The following is a 14,177-nucleotide window of genomic DNA, read 5'->3' on the forward strand; positions in this document are numbered from 1 at the left end:
CACGCGGCACCGCGTGGTACCGGTGAGCCGACCGCCCGGCGGAGAACCCCCGCGGGCGGTCGAAGCGATCCGGGGTGTCCGACGATCGCCGGTGTGAGGGCGACCTCCAGTGAGGTGGTGTTTCCCGTCCGGGCCGCCGAGAGGAAGGCGTCGAGGAGCCGGCGGTGCTCCGCCCTCTCCACGGGCGCCCGCTGTTCGGCGAGAAGATGCCTGCGGGCCCTGCTCACGATCTTCCGGACGTTGACCACGCTGAGCTGAAGCATGTTCGCGATGTCGGCATAGGCGTAGTCGAACGCCTCTCGCAGCACGTATGCCGCCCGTTCCACGGGAGTCAGTTTCTCCAGGACCAGGAGCAGAGCGAGCTCCAGTTCCTGAGCACGTTCCGCGCCCAGCTCGGGGTCGTTGCTCGTGTCGACCGGTTCGGGCAGCCACGGGCCGATGTAGGTCTCGCGGCGGACCCGGGCGGACTGCGCCACATTGAGAGCCAGCCGGGTGGTGGTGCTCGACAGGAAGGCCGCCGGGCTGCGCACCACCGAGCGGTCGGTCCGCTGCCACCGCAGCCAGACTTCCTGAACCACGTCTTCGGCCTCCACCACGCTGCCGAGCACACGGTATGCGATGCCGAAGAGACGCGGACGGAGTTCCACGAAGACAGAAACGGCCTCGTCCAGAGTGCCTGTCGCGGGGGGCGTCTTGAGGTGCATGTCCTGCTGTCTCCGTTTCCTCCGGGGTGGTCGTCCGGCAGGAGTGATCACACGGTGGCTCCGCGGGCAGCGCTCTGCCACGGATGGGATGTACGGAGCCTTTGCCACTGACGACGCGGTTGCTTCGATCGCTTCCGCTTCATAGACACCGCAGCTCGCCGTTCTGTGACAGGTTTGTCCCACCGAGTTTTTGAGCCACCCAAGTAACAACGTTGTGATCGTTTGTTATATCGTCGGCTGCGTTCGAGGCGCGTCTCCCAGGATCGGGAAGTTGATGACAAGAGACACGAACCCCCGCCGCAAGCACGCTCTGAGGCGGCGCCCCGTCGCGCTCGGCGCGGCGGCAGTGGCGGTGGCGGGAGCCATCGCCGTACCGGTGGTGGCACAGGCGACGCAGGGGGACCCCGCGACCGACACCGCGCTGCAGCGGGACTTCGCGGCCGCGGCCGCCGAGTACGACGTGCCCCGGCAGGTGTTGCTGGCGGTCGCCTACCAGCAGTCGGCATGGGACACCCACGAGGGGCAGCACAGCGCCTCGGGCGGCTTCGGGCCCATGCACCTGACCGACGTCACCCCGGAGATGATCGACGGCGGTGCCGCGGGCATGGCCGGGCGCGCGGAGGCAGAGGCGCTCGCGAAGGGCGAGGCCAAGCACACGCTGCGGACCGCGGCGCAGCTGACGGGTCTGCCGGCCGAGGAGCTGCGTACCGACTCCTCGGCGAACATCCGTGGTGGCGCGGCGCTACTCGCCTCGTACCAGAAGGAGTTGACCGGCGAGATCTCCGACGATCCCGACGACTGGTACGCGGCGGTGGCCCGCTACAGCCAGGCCTCGGTGCGTCAGGGCGCGACCGCGTTCGCCGACCGCGTGTTCGCCACCATGAAGAAGGGCGTCGCCCGCAAGACGTCCGACGGCCAGAGCGTGAAGCTCACCGCCGACGGCGGGCTCTCCCCGGCCACCTCGCAGGTGAACAAGCTCGAGCTGCCCGTCGCCCCGGTGTCGGACACCGAGTGCCCGCCGGCACTGGACTGCACGTTCGTCCCGGCTGCCCCGGGCAACGGTCAGGTGTCGGACCGGCCCGCGAACGGCGTCCGGATCGACCAAATCGTCATTCACGACACCGAGTCGCCCTACGAGTCGGCCATCGCGACGTTCCAGAACCCGGCGAGCAGCACCGCCGCCCATTACGTGGTGCGGTCCTCGGACGGCGCGGTGACCCAGATGGTGCCCACCAGGAACCTCGGCTTCCACGCGGGCAACTACTCCACCAATTTGCACTCGATCGGCATCGAGAACGAGGGCTACGCCGCGCACGGCGCGACCTGGTACACCGAGTCCCAGTACCACGCGACCGCGGAGTTGGTGAAGTACCTGGCCGCTCGGTACGACGTCCCGCTCGACCGCCGGCACGTCATCGGCCACGACAACATCCCGGCCCCGGCGGACCGGTTCATCCACGACCAGCACTGGGACCCGGGCCCGTCGTGGAACTGGGAGCGCTTCATGGCCATGGTGGGCGCGCCGCTCAAGGGACGGCACGGCGTCGGCCCCGTCGGCTCCGCGGTGACGATCGTGCCGGGCTTCACCGGGAACAGGCAGACGATGGAGCTCTGCCCGCAGGACGACGGCAGCGGCGACACCGAGGAATGCGCCACCGTGCGCCAGGCGTCGAACTTCGTGTATCTGCGCACCGAGCCGCGGGCCGACGCCCCGCTCTTCGGCGAGCAGACGATCCACCCGGACGCCCCCGGCACCAACCGGATCAGTGACTGGGGCGCCGCCGCCCAGGCCGGGCAGCAGTTCGTCGTCGCCGGCAAGAAGGGCGACTGGACGGCGATCTGGTACAGCGGCAGCAAGCTGTGGTTCCACAACCCGCACGGCGGCAACACGATCCCGGCCCCCGGCGTCACGATCGTCGAGCCCGCCGGCACCCAGGCACCGAAGGTCTACGGCACCAACTACCCGGACGCCGCCGAGTATCCCGCAGGTCTCTCACCGTCGACCCAGGCTCCGCTGAGCATGTACGGCGTCCCCGCCGGCCAGGCGTACGTGGCCACGTCGGCACCGGCCCCGACCGACGACTTCTTCCCGTCCAGCGGCAAGGTCGTCTTCGGCGCCAAGAAGATGTACACCATCCAGTACAGCCACAAGACGGCCTTGATCTACGCCGACGAGGTGGCCGCCAAGCAACGTCCGTCCCACCACGACCACGGCTGACACGTCTCGGACAGCTTGCCCCGCGCCGGCCGTCGGCGCGACCCTCGAATGGGCCGTCCACCTCTGGACGGCCCATTCGTTTCGTCTGGATCCCATAAGGTGTCACACTCTGACTCACCGAAGTGTCGTCGGCAGTTGGCATCGGCACAACCTAGATGACCTGCGTAAATGTTCCCGATCGGGATGCAGATGGTGTGCATGTTGTGCCGTTTGTGTTCCCTCCTCGTTGAAAGTGTGTAGGGTGGGTCGCACAGCCGCGCGTCCCGGTCCTCGAAGACCGAGACATGCGCACACGGACTCCGGTGGCTCCCTGCTGCTGTCCGGAGAGCCCGGCGTGGGCAAGACGGCGCTCCTGGACGCCGTCGGCAAGTCCGCGGCGGACGCCGGCACCCGCGTGCTGCGTGCCGCGGGCGTCCAGTTCGAGGCGGACGTCAGCTATTCGGCACTGAACCAGGCCCTGCTTCCGCTCCGGGACACCTTCGACACGCTCGACGGCACGCACCGGGACGCCATTCGCGTCGCCCTGGGGTTCGGCGTCGCCGGCCTCCGGAGCGCCTCGTCGTCTCCAACGCCGCCCTGGCCGCACTTCGGGCCGCGGCCGGCGGAAGCGAGGAGAGCGCCGGAAGCGACACGGGCGACGTGCTGGTGGTCGTCGACGACCTCCCGTGGGTCGACCGGGCGAGTGCCGCGGTCTTCGCCTTCGTCGCCCGCAGGCTCGCCGGCTCCCGCGTCAGGTTCCTGGCTGCCATGCGCTCAGGGGCGGACGGCTTCTTCGAACGGGGCGGCCTGCCGACGTACGAACTGCCCCCTCTGGACACCGAGTCGGCCACCCGCCTGGTCGACGACCGATTCCCGAACCTGGCCCGCCAGGTCCGGCAGCGCCTGCTCGGCGCCGCGCGGGGCAACCCCCTCGCTCTCCTGGAGCTGCTGGGCGCCCGTCCATGGGCGGAGCGCGCGGCGAAGGAACTGCGGGCCGCCGGCCAGGCCGTGCCGAGCGACGAACGGAGCGGGGCGGAGGAACTCACCCCGCAGGAACGCGAGATCGCCGAACTGGCCGCCTCGGGGCTGACGAACAAGCAGATCGCCGAGCGGCTCTACATCTCGCACCACACCGTCGGCGCGTACCTGTACCGCCTCTGCCCCAAACTCGGCATCAACTCGCGGTCGGCCCTGCGGGACGCACTGGTCGCCCACGACACGGAGCCGGGTGACCCGGGCCCATGACACTCATCCACCTGGGGCCGCGCGCGGCGCGAGGAGAGCCTCCAGCGTGAGCGTGTTCCCCGACCGGGCCGCGGAGATGAAGGTCGCAACGAGCCGCCGATGCTCCGTCGTGTCCACCGTCCCCCGTTGCCCGGCGCAGAGATGCCTGCGCGCGCGACTGACGAGCTTGCGTACGTTGACGAGGCTGATACGGAGGATCCTCGCGATGTCGGTGTAGGCGTACTCGAAGGCCTCTCGGAGGACGTACGCGGCCCGCTCCATGGGAGTCAGCCTTTCCAGCACCACGTGCAGCGCGATCTCCAGGTCCTGTGCCTCGTGGGCACGGGCCTCCGGGCCGCTGCGCGTGTCGACCGGTTCCGGCAGCCACGGGCCGACGCAGGTCTCACGGCGGACCCGGGCGGAGCGAGCCACGTTGAGGGCCAGCCTGGTGGTCGTGCGGGAGAGAAAGGCCGCGGGGCTGAGCACCACCGAGCGATCGGTGCGCTGCCAGCGCAGCCAGACCTCCTGGACCACGTCCTCGGCCTCGACCGCGCTGCCCAGAACCCGGTAGGCGATGGCATAGAGACGGGGACGGAGTTCGACGAAGACGAGAACGGCCTCGTGCAGGGTGTCTTCCGCGGGCGAGGGGTCAAGGTGCATGGTCCTGCTGTCTCCGTTCCTGCGGGTGTCGCGGCGAAGCGGGCTTCCGACGGGAAGTGCCAAGGTGCGTGGCTGCGGGTGGAACCGGTGCGACGACGCCGTCCCCGAGCTCGTTGGCGTAGACGCGGAGGAGACCGTGGCACGCGTAGCGGCCGGGGGCCTCCTCGGTGAGGAGGTGGTGGTCGACGAGTTCGGCGAGGTGCTGCCGAGTGCTGTGCGCTGCCGTGCCGGTGAGGCCGGACGCGGTGTCGACGGTGATGTCCGCGGCGGCGTGGACGCCGACGAGCCGGAAGAGGGCGGCGGCGCCGGGGGAGAGGTTCTGACAGGTCCGGCTGAACCGCTGCCGCAGGTCGGTGCGGGGATCCGGTCCTGCGAACGGCGCCAGCGTGTCCGAGTCGGCGCGCAGGCCGGCGGCGAGGGCGGCCAGGGAGAAGGTGGGGTTGACGGCCGCACGGGCGGCGGTGAGCGCGAGCGCGAGGGGGAGCCCCGCGCACAGGTCGACGATCTCCCGGGCGGCGACGGGCTCGGCGTGCGTGCGGCGGGAGCCGAGGCGCCGGTCGAGGAGTTCGAGGCCCTCCTCCCGGCTCATGGGACCGAGCGGGACGACCTGGGCGTCGTCGGTGACGGCGAGGCCCTCGAGGCGTCGCCGGCTGGTGACGACGGTCAGGGCGCCGGGGGTGGCGGGCAACAGGCCGCGGACCTGCTCGCAGTCACGCGCGTCGTCGAGGAGGACGAGCAGGCGCAGGCCCGCCAGCGCGCTCCGGTACAGGCTCGTGAGTGAGGCGGTACTCAGGCGGGGGTGGGAGATGTCCAGCGCGTAGAGGACCTCACGCATGGCCTGTTGGGTACTCAGCGGCGGACGGACCGGATCGTGACCGCGGAGGTCCAGATGGACCTGGCCGTCGGGAAAACGGTCGGCGATCTCGTGTGCCCAGCGCACCGCCAGGGCGGTCTTGCCGACGCCCGGCATGCCGCAGATGACCGCGGTGGTGGCGTACGGGTGACGGTGACCGGGCGGCGGCAGCAGCGCCATGCACCGCTCGACGGCCGGCCGCCGTCCGGCGAACGCCACGGAATCGGGGGGAAGTTGACCCGGTAGGGCGATGCCCTCGCCCCGCAGTTCCGAGACGGCCCGTGCCACCGGGCGGCCGGGTGGTGAGCCGGCGGCCGGGCCGCCCGAGTCGAGGGGCGCACCGTGCCCCAGCAGGTCCTGCCGGGCGGCGCGCAGGACGGGACCCGGTTCGACGCCCGGTTTTGTGGCCAGGGTGTGCCGGACGACCTCGTAGTGGCTGAGGGCCTCGGCCTGCCGGCCCGTGGCGGCGAGCGCGGCCATGACGCGCGAGTGCAGTGCCTCGTCGAGGGGGTGGCCGTCCACCGCCCGGCGCAGCGCGGTCAGCAACTCCTCCGCCGACGCCGGCGCCGCCGACAGGATCAGATCGGCCGCCTCCTTGACCGTGGCCACGAACTCGTGCCCCACCGACGTGAACAGCGGGTGCCGCGCCACGCGTGTGCCCGCCGCCACCACCGGACCACGCCACAGGCCTGTCGCCTCCAGGAAGAGCCGTGCCGCCCGGGCGGGCTCGCCCGCCTCCGCCGCCTGCCGCGCCTCGGTGCGCAGGCCACGGAAACGCAGCAGGTCGGACGTGGACGCGTCGACCAGCAGTCGGTAGCCGTCGGCGGCACGGACCAGGTGCTCGGCGTGCGTCCGGCTGCGCAGCCCCGGCTCCAGGGCCCGCCGCAGCTCGCCGATGTGCCGGTGCACCACGTTGACGGCACTGGCCGGAGGAGCGTCGGCCCACAGGACCTCCACCGCCTCGCTCAGCGCCACCGGCCCCGGTGCGCGCAACAGCAGCAGGGCGAGCAACGCCACCCGCTTCGGAGGTCCGGCCTCCAGTTCCCTTCCCTCACGTACGGCGCGCACCGTACCGAGGATCGAGTAACGCACCGCCGCGTCCATGTCGTCGCTGTCCCTGCCTTCCTCGCGCACCTGCCTGAACCGACGCCTTCACACTCGCCGGTGGGGTCCGTCCGGCGCATCGGTCACATGACCATCGATTGCGGAGCCGCCGTAGGTAACCGGACCGGGCCGGCGCCCGCACCGGCGGCTCGGCCGGACGGCCGTTCCTCAGTCGCCGAGCACACCCGCGAGGAAGGCGTCCGTACCCAGCCGGAACGTCTCCGCACCGGCCGGGACGAGCTGATACGTGCAGGCCAGCCACTTAGCCAGCGGCGGGACGGGCAGCTCGAAGAGCGCGGTGGCGCCGTACGAGGAGATCTGAAGCCATGCCGACGCCCGCTCGGCCCCGTACTCGGGCCACACCTGGATGTCGCCCATGCCACTCATGGTGTGGAGTCCCTCGTGCAGCAGATCCCGGCCGACGTGCCAGGTGATCCGGGGACCGTCCTCGAGGACGAACGTGATGGTGACCACCAGCGGAGCGTCCGGATCGTACTGGAACTCGGCCCGGACGTCCGCCCACTCGAGTATGCCCACCACCCGGTTGAGGTCCAGGCAGAGAAGGGGGAGAACGTGCGAGTCCGGGTGGGGCGTCCGCACACCTTGGTGTTCGCCACTCATGACGGAGGTTCCTTCCGTGGGACTGGAGGGGGGGCGGCACCCACCTTCGTCCCGAACGCCCCCGGCGCACATCAGTCGGTTGACCCTGTCACGGGACCGCGGCCGTTGAGTCGTCCGACCTGACCGTGCGTGCCGTCGACTCTGTGCGCCGGCCCGTTCACACCGCCGGCAGCCGGGCCGCGGTGTGGTCCAGCAGCATCTCCGGAGCGCAGCGGATCACTGCTCCCTGGCGACGAAGGCGATGGTTCCACGTCGACGGGCCGATGCGGCACGACGCCGGACTGCTCACTGACGGTCCGCCACCGCGGCCCCGGCGGAGGCGGATCGTCCGAACCGGGCCGCACTTCGACCAATCCGGCCGCCCGCGCGCTCCGGATTCCCCGTACCAGCGGCCGCCCGGCCCCGTGCCGGGCATCGCCCCCAGAGGCCCGCCCCCGGGTGGGCCGTGAGGAAGGAAGTGATCGCGTGAGGAACCGACGCATCGCACGGACAGCCGCATTCGCCGCCCTGCCCGCAGCCGTGGCCCTGGGAGCCGCGGCTCCCGCACTCGCCGCCGACAGCCAGGCGTACCAGATCAACCTCGAGCAGCTGAACGACTCCGGCGCCGGCGGCACCGCCATGGTGAGCCTGGAGGGCACGAAGCTCACGGTGAAGATACAGGCCGAGGGGCTCACCCCGGGAGCGCCGCACGCCCAGCACATCCACGGCTCCACCAAGGGCATGGACTTCCACTGTCCCGACGCGAGCGCCGACAAGGACGGCGACGGCATCGTCTCCACCGTGGAAGGGCTGCCCGCCTACGGAGACATCAACATCTCGCTGACCACCAGCGGAGACACCAGCAAGGACAGCGGCCTCGCGGTCGACCGGATGCCCACCGCGGACAAGGACGGCAAGCTGTCCTACGAACGCACCATCACCGTCTCGCAGGACGTCGCCGACCACTTCAAGGACCTGCACATCGTGCAGCACGGCATCGACGTCAACGACAACGGCACCTACGACACGGACGCCGGCAAGAGCCAACTCGACCCGAAGCTCCCCCTGGAGGCGACCGCCCCCGCGAGCTGCGGCATGGTGCACGGAGCCTCCATCGGCGAGATGCCCGAGGGCGGAGTGGAGACCGGTACCGCCGCGGCCGACGGCGGCGACTCGGGTCAGATGGCGGCCCTCGGCGGAGCCGGCCTGATGGCGGCCGCCGTCGGAGCTGTGGCCGTGTGGCGGCGTACCGGTGAGCGCTGACCGGGCCGCCCGATGAACCGCGGGCCTTCCCGGCGGCGCCTGCTGCTGGTCCTCTGCGCGGTGATCGCGGTGCTCTCCGGCGCCGCCCTGGCCGCGGGCCTGTGGCGCGGCGCCGGAGAGTCCCGCACGGCACCTCCGGCCCCGTCGGTCGGCGCACCGGCCGGGCCGGGGACCGGCGCCCCCACCGCCTCCCCGTCGCAAGGGCACCGGCACGACACCGGGCACGGCCCGGCGGCCGCCGCCCTTCCCCGGTCCGCGCCGACCAAGGTGAGCGTCCCCGCCATCGGCGTCTCCTCCGCACTGGAGGATCTCGGACGGAACGGCGACGGCGAGATGCGGACCCCGCGCGATCCCGACCTGGCCGGCTGGTACACGCCCGGTCCCGCGCCCGGGCAGCGCGGCCCCGCCGTCATCGCCGGGCACGTCACCTGGAACGGCGACCACTCGGTGTTCTACCGCCTGGGCGAACTCGCCCCCGGCGACACCGTCACCGTGGACCGGGAGGACGGGCGCACGGCGACCTTCACCGTGGAGCGGGTCGAGCAGTACCCGAAGGACGAGTTCCCCACCGTCGAGGTCTACCGCGACCTGGACCACGCGGGGCTCCGGCTCATCACCTGTGCCGGCGACTACTCCACGGCCGAGCGCCGGTACGCCGACAACATCGTCGTGTACGCCACGCTCACCGACACCGCGTAGAGCACTTTGTCCCCTTGACGGAAAAAGAATCGAGATCTTGCGCGAAAGGGGTTACAGGTGCGGACCAAGGCCGCTAACTTCCTTGAAATGAACCGGTCATAGTCCTTCTCTCGACCGGGGCTCGACGGCGCGACGGCGCGCGCCCGTACTCCCTTCACGGCGGGCTACGCACGCCTGCCGCCACCCCACACTCTCCGGGAGACCCTGTGCGCACGAGACCGCTCGGACGCAGACGTGTCCGCACCTTACTGCCGGCCCTGGCGTGTGCCCTCGGCCTGGCACTGCCGATGGGCCCGGCCACCGCCGCCCCGGCGGACCCCGGCGCAGGTGCCGCCGGGGCGGCGGCCGAGGACTTCCAACAGGTCACCCTCGCCAAGGGCGTGGCCGAGACCGGCGAACCGATGACGCTGGCGGTCCTGCCGGACCGATCGGTGCTGCACACCTCGCGGGACGGCACCCTCCGGCTGACGGACGCGGCGGGCGCCACCACGGTGGCGGGCAGGCTCGACGTCTACAGTCACGACGAGGAGGGCCTCCAGGGCGTCGCCGCGGACCCGGGCTTCTCCACCAACCGGTTCGTCTATCTCTACTACGCCCCCAAGCTCGACACACCGGCCGGTGACGCGCCGGCGGACGGTTCGGCAGCCGACTTCGCCCCGTTCGACGGAGTCAACCGGCTGTCCCGGTTCGTCCTGAAGACCGACGGCACCCTGGATCCGGGCAGCGAGAAGAAGATCCTCGACGTGCCCGCCTCCCGCGGTCTGTGCTGCCACGTCGGCGGCGACATCGACTTCGACGCGGCGGGCAACCTGTACCTGTCCACGGGCGACGACACCAACCCGTTCGCCTCGGACGGCTACACCCCCATCGACGAGCGCGCCTCGCGCAACCCCGCCTACGACGCCCAGCGTTCGGCGGGCAACACCAACGACCTGCGCGGCAAGGTCCTGCGCATCAAGGTGAACGCCGACGGATCGTACGGCATCCCGTCGGGCAACCTCTTCCCGCCCGGCACCGCCGGGACCCGGCCCGAGATCTACGCCATGGGCTTCCGCAACCCCTTCCGGATGAGCGTCGACAAGGCCACGGGCACCGTCTACGTCGGTGACTACGGCCCCGACGCGGGCACCGCCAACGCCTCCCGGGGCCCCGCCGGGCAGGTCGAGTTCAACCGGATCACCAAGGCCGGCAACTTCGGCTGGCCGTACTGCACCGGCGACAACGACGCCTACGTCGACCACGACTTCGCCACCGGCGGCCAGGGCGCCGCGTTCGACTGCGCCGCGCCCAGGAACACCTCGCCGCGCAACACCGGCCTGACCGAACTGCCGCCGGTCCAGCCCGCCTGGATTCCCTACGACGGCGGCTCCGTACCGGAGTTCGGCAACGGCTCCGAGTCGCCCATGGGCGGGCCCGTCTACCGCTACGACGCGGACTCCACCTCCGAGGTGAAGTTCCCCGAGGAGTACGACGGCGACTTCTTCGCCGGCGAGTTCGGCCGCCGCTGGATCAAACGCATCGAGGCCGGCGGCGACGGCACCGTGCAGTCCATCAACGCCTTCCCCTGGAGCGGGACCCAGGTGATGGACATGGCCTTCGGCCCGGACGGCGCCCTCTACGTCCTCGACTACGGCACCGGCTACTTCAACGGCGACGCCAACTCCGCCCTTTACCGCATCGAGCACGTCACCGGCGGCCGCGCCCCGGTCGCCCAGGCCAAGGCGAACAAGACCTCCGGCGCGGCGCCCCTCGCGGTGACCTTCTCCTCCGCGGGCAGCTCCGACGCGGACGGCGACGCCCTCACCCACGCCTGGGACTTCGGCGACGGCGCCACCTCCACCGCCGCCGACCCCTCCCACACCTACACCGCCAACGGCCAGTACACGGCCACCCTGAAGGTCACCGACGCGACCGGCAAGTCCGCCACCGCCTCCGTCCAGATCACCGTCGGCAACACCGCGCCCACCGTGCGGATCGACCTGCCCACCGACGGGCGCGTCTACGACTTCGGCGCCGCGATCCCCTTCAAGGTGACGGTGACCGACCCCGAGGACGGCGCCGTCGACTGCGCCAAGGTGAAGGTCACCTTCATCATCGGCCACGACAGCCACGGGCACCCGCAGACCTCTGCCGCCGGCTGCACGGGCACCCTCCAGACCCTGGCGGACGGCGAACACGACCCCAACGCCAACATCTTCGGCGTCATCGACGCCGAGTACACGGACAACGGCGCGAACGGCCAGCCCGCACTCACCACCCACGACCAGCACATCACCCAGCCGAGCCACCGGCAGGCCGAGCACTACGGCGACTCCTCGGGCGTCCAGGTCATCACCCACACCCCCGCGCACGGCGGCAGGACGGTGGGCAACATCGAGAACGGCGACTGGATCTCCTTCCAGCCGTACGCCCTCGACAACACCACCGCCCTCACCGCCCGGGTCTCCTCGGCGGGCACCGGCGGGACCATCGAGGTCCGCTCCGGATCCCCGGCCGGCCCGCTGCTCGGCACCGCGACCGTGCCGGTGACCGGCGACTGGGAGACCTTCCAGGACGTGACGGCCGCACTGAGCAACCAACCCGCCGGCTCCACGACCCTCTACCTGGTCTTCAAGGGCGGCACCGGCTCGCTGTTCGACGTGGACGAGTTCTCGTTCAGTACGACGGCGGGCGGCACCCGTACGGGCCCGGTCACCGGGGTCGGCGGCAAGTGTCTGGACGTGGACAACGCGGGTACGGCGGACGGTACCGAGGTGCAGATCTGGACGTGCAACGGCAGTGGGGCCCAGGACTGGACGGTCGGTGGCGACGGCACGTTCAGGGCGCTGGGCAAGTGTCTGGACATCTCGGGTGGTGGGAGCGCGGACGGTACGCGGGTGCAGTTGTGGACGTGCAACGGCACGGGTGCGCAGATGTGGGCGGCGCAGTCGGACGGTACGGTGCGCAATCCGCAGTCGGGCAAGTGCCTGGACGCGTCGGGCGGTACCTGGAACGACGGGACGCCGGTCCATCTGTGGACCTGCCACACCGGCCCCAACCAGAAGTGGACCCTGCCGTAGCAAGCTGGAAGGAGGCGACCTCACATGCGCAACCACCTCAAGGCGGCCCTCGGCCTGTTCGCCGGCGCCATGCTGTGCGTGGCACCCCAGGCCACCGCACTGCCCGGCGCCGCCGCAACCGGCGACACCGTCCGCACCACCGCACAGGCGGGCCCGGACACCGCGGCACAGGCCGCGGCCGACCCCGCGTACAAGATCCTCGTCTTCTCCCGTACGGCGGGCTTCCGCCACTCCTCGATCGACGACGGCATTACGGCGCTGCGCGACCTCGGCGCGGCGAACAACTTCACCGTGGACGCCACCGAGGACCCGGGCACGTTCACCACCGGCAACCTCGCCCAGTACAAGGCGGTCGTCTTCCTGTCGACGACGGGCGACGTACTCGGTGCCGCCCAGCAGACGGCGTTCGAGCAGTACCTCAACGCCGGCGGCGGATACGTCGGCATCCACGCGGCGGCCGACACCGAGTACGACTGGCCCTTCTACGAAGGTCTGGCCGGCGCCCTCTTCCACTCCCACCCGGCCGTCCAGTCCGCCACCGTCGAGATCGAGGACCGGGCGCACGACGCCACCGCGCACCTCGGCGGTACCTGGCAGCGGACCGACGAGTGGTACAACTACCGCACCAACCCGCGCACCACCGCCCATGTCCTGGCCTCGCTCGACGAGTCCAGCTACGCGGGCGGGAACATGAACGGTGACCACCCGATCGCCTGGTGCAAGGAGTACGAGGGCGGCCGGGCCTTCTACACCGGCGGCGGCCACACCGACGAGTCCTACACCGACCCCGCCTTCCGCCGGCACCTGCTCGGCGGCATCCGCTGGGCGGCGGGAACGACCAACGCCGACTGCCGCCCGGAGAGCGGCTACACGTCCCTCTTCGACGGCTCCGGCACCACCGGCTGGCAGCAGGCGGGCCCCGGCGGCTTCACCCTCGCGGACGGCACCCTCACCTCGCACGGCGGACTGGGGATGCTCTGGTACGCGGCCGAGGAGTTCACCGGTGACTACTCCCTCAAGCTGGACTGGAGGGCGACCGGCGACGACAACTCCGGTGTCTTCGTGGGCTTCCCGGCCTCGGACGACCCCTGGTCGGCGGTGGACCACGGCTACGAGATCCAGATCGACGCCACCGACGCGGCCGACCGCACCACGGGCGCCGTGTACGGCTTCCAGTCGGCGGACCTGCCCGCCCGCGACGCGGCGCTGAACCCGCCGGGGGAGTGGAACACGTACGAGATCCGTGTCACGGGAGAGCGACTGGAGGTCTTCCTCAACGGCGTGAAGATCAACGACTTCACCAACACCGACCCGGCACGGAGCCTGGCGCAGGGACACATCGGTCTCCAGAACCACGGTGACGGCGACGAGGTCGCGTTCCGCGACATCCGCGTCAAGCAGGCCGGGACGCCGCCGACCGGCCCGCGATCGGGCCCGGTCACCGGGGTCGGCGGCAAGTGTCTGGACGTGGACAACGCGGGCACGGCGGACGGTACCGAGGTGCAGATCTGGACGTGCAACGGCAGTGCGGCCCAGGACTGGACGGTCGGTGGCGACGGCACGTTCAGGGCGCTGGGCAAGTGTCTGGACATCTCGGGTGGTGGGAGCGCGGACGGTACGCGGGTGCAGTTGTGGACGTGCAACGGCACGGGTGCGCAGATGTGGGCGGCGCAGTCGGACGGTACGGTGCGCAATCCGCAGTCGGGCAAGTGCCTGGACGCGTCGGGCGGTACCTGGAACGACGGGACGCCGGTCCATCTGTGGACCTGCCACACCGGCCCCAACCAGAAGTGGACCCTGCCCTGAGGAGCGCC

At 71.2% G+C, this 14,177-nt stretch carries 9 protein-coding genes and 2 pseudogenes; 7 read left to right on the forward strand and 4 right to left on the reverse strand.

What is annotated here, in order from left to right; all coding sequences use genetic code 11:
- Nucleotides 1-32 precede the first annotated feature (32 nt).
- Nucleotides 33-704, reverse strand: a pseudogene (locus ACGH7X_RS37275) (sigma-70 family RNA polymerase sigma factor); the annotation flags it as partial.
- Nucleotides 705-978: 274 nt separating this feature from the next.
- Here ACGH7X_RS37275 and ACGH7X_RS37280 point away from each other — a divergent pair.
- From ACGH7X_RS37280 to ACGH7X_RS37290, 3 genes and pseudogenes are all read left to right on the forward strand, one after another.
- Nucleotides 979-2,922 (forward strand): N-acetylmuramoyl-L-alanine amidase, encoded by a 1,944-nt coding sequence (locus ACGH7X_RS37280; RefSeq protein ID WP_399894416.1) that lies wholly within the window; start codon nucleotides 979-981, stop codon nucleotides 2,920-2,922.
- Nucleotides 2,923-3,256: 334 nt separating this feature from the next.
- Nucleotides 3,257-3,391 (forward strand): annotated as a pseudogene (locus ACGH7X_RS37285) (hypothetical protein); the annotation flags it as partial.
- 170 nt (nucleotides 3,392-3,561) lie between these two features.
- Entirely contained in the window at nucleotides 3,562-4,146 is a 585-nt protein-coding gene (locus ACGH7X_RS37290) for a LuxR C-terminal-related transcriptional regulator (protein ID WP_399894419.1), read from the forward strand.
- Nucleotides 4,147-4,149: 3 nt separating this feature from the next.
- Here the strand turns inward: ACGH7X_RS37290 and ACGH7X_RS37295 are convergent, their stop codons facing one another.
- The 3 genes from ACGH7X_RS37295 to ACGH7X_RS37305 all read right to left on the reverse strand — a co-directional run bounded on the left by ACGH7X_RS37295 (nucleotide 4,150) and on the right by ACGH7X_RS37305 (nucleotide 7,363).
- Nucleotides 4,150-4,785 carry a sigma-70 family RNA polymerase sigma factor gene (locus tag ACGH7X_RS37295; RefSeq protein ID WP_399894421.1) on the reverse strand — a complete coding sequence of 212 codons (636 nt, stop codon included), beginning with the start codon at nucleotides 4,783-4,785 and terminating at the stop codon, nucleotides 4,150-4,152.
- Complete coding sequence (locus ACGH7X_RS37300; protein ID WP_399894424.1) at nucleotides 4,775-6,772, reverse strand: BTAD domain-containing putative transcriptional regulator; 1,998 nt, start codon at nucleotides 6,770-6,772, stop codon at nucleotides 4,775-4,777. Before ACGH7X_RS37300 ends, ACGH7X_RS37295 begins: the two co-directional genes overlap by 11 nt.
- A 138-nt stretch (nucleotides 6,773-6,910) precedes the next feature.
- Nucleotides 6,911-7,363 (reverse strand): SsgA family sporulation/cell division regulator, encoded by a 453-nt coding sequence (locus tag ACGH7X_RS37305; protein WP_399894427.1) that lies wholly within the window; start codon nucleotides 7,361-7,363, stop codon nucleotides 6,911-6,913.
- A 465-nt stretch (nucleotides 7,364-7,828) separates the two neighbouring features.
- Between ACGH7X_RS37305 and ACGH7X_RS37310 the strand changes: the two genes are divergently transcribed.
- The 4 genes from ACGH7X_RS37310 (at nucleotide 7,829) to ACGH7X_RS37325 (ending at nucleotide 14,169) form a co-directional block, all read left to right on the forward strand.
- Nucleotides 7,829-8,605, forward strand: coding sequence for a CHRD domain-containing protein (locus ACGH7X_RS37310; RefSeq protein ID WP_399894430.1), 777 nt, complete (start codon nucleotides 7,829-7,831; stop codon nucleotides 8,603-8,605).
- A 12-nt stretch (nucleotides 8,606-8,617) separates the two neighbouring features.
- Nucleotides 8,618-9,304, forward strand: a complete 687-nt coding sequence (locus ACGH7X_RS37315) for a class F sortase (RefSeq protein ID WP_399894433.1) — start codon at nucleotides 8,618-8,620, stop codon at nucleotides 9,302-9,304.
- Between the two features lie 206 nt (nucleotides 9,305-9,510).
- The gene (locus ACGH7X_RS37320) at nucleotides 9,511-12,363 is read left to right on the forward strand and encodes a PQQ-dependent sugar dehydrogenase (protein ID WP_399894436.1); all 2,853 of its coding nucleotides are present in this window, start codon (nucleotides 9,511-9,513) and stop codon (nucleotides 12,361-12,363) included.
- A 24-nt stretch (nucleotides 12,364-12,387) separates the two neighbouring features.
- Nucleotides 12,388-14,169, forward strand: coding sequence for a ThuA domain-containing protein (locus ACGH7X_RS37325; protein WP_399894439.1), 1,782 nt, complete (start codon nucleotides 12,388-12,390; stop codon nucleotides 14,167-14,169).
- Nucleotides 14,170-14,177: the final 8 nt, after the last annotated feature.

It is taken from the genome of Streptomyces sp. BBFR51, from assembly GCF_044591655.1.
Lineage (GTDB): Bacteria > Actinomycetota > Actinomycetes > Streptomycetales > Streptomycetaceae > Streptomyces.

Excerpts from the sequence above, each read along its gene's own strand:
- ACGH7X_RS37315 (WP_399894433.1), top strand. The coding sequence starts at position 8,618 with ATGAACCGCGGGCCTTCCCGGCGGCGCCTGCTGCTGGTCCTCTGCGCG.
- ACGH7X_RS37325 (WP_399894439.1), top strand. The coding sequence starts at position 12,388 with ATGCGCAACCACCTCAAGGCGGCCCTCGGCCTGTTCGCCGGCGCCATG.
- ACGH7X_RS37305 (WP_399894427.1), bottom strand. The coding sequence starts at position 7,363 with ATGAGTGGCGAACACCAAGGTGTGCGGACGCCCCACCCGGACTCGCAC.
- ACGH7X_RS37295 (WP_399894421.1), bottom strand. The coding sequence starts at position 4,785 with ATGCACCTTGACCCCTCGCCCGCGGAAGACACCCTGCACGAGGCCGTT.
- ACGH7X_RS37280 (WP_399894416.1), top strand. The coding sequence starts at position 979 with ATGACAAGAGACACGAACCCCCGCCGCAAGCACGCTCTGAGGCGGCGC.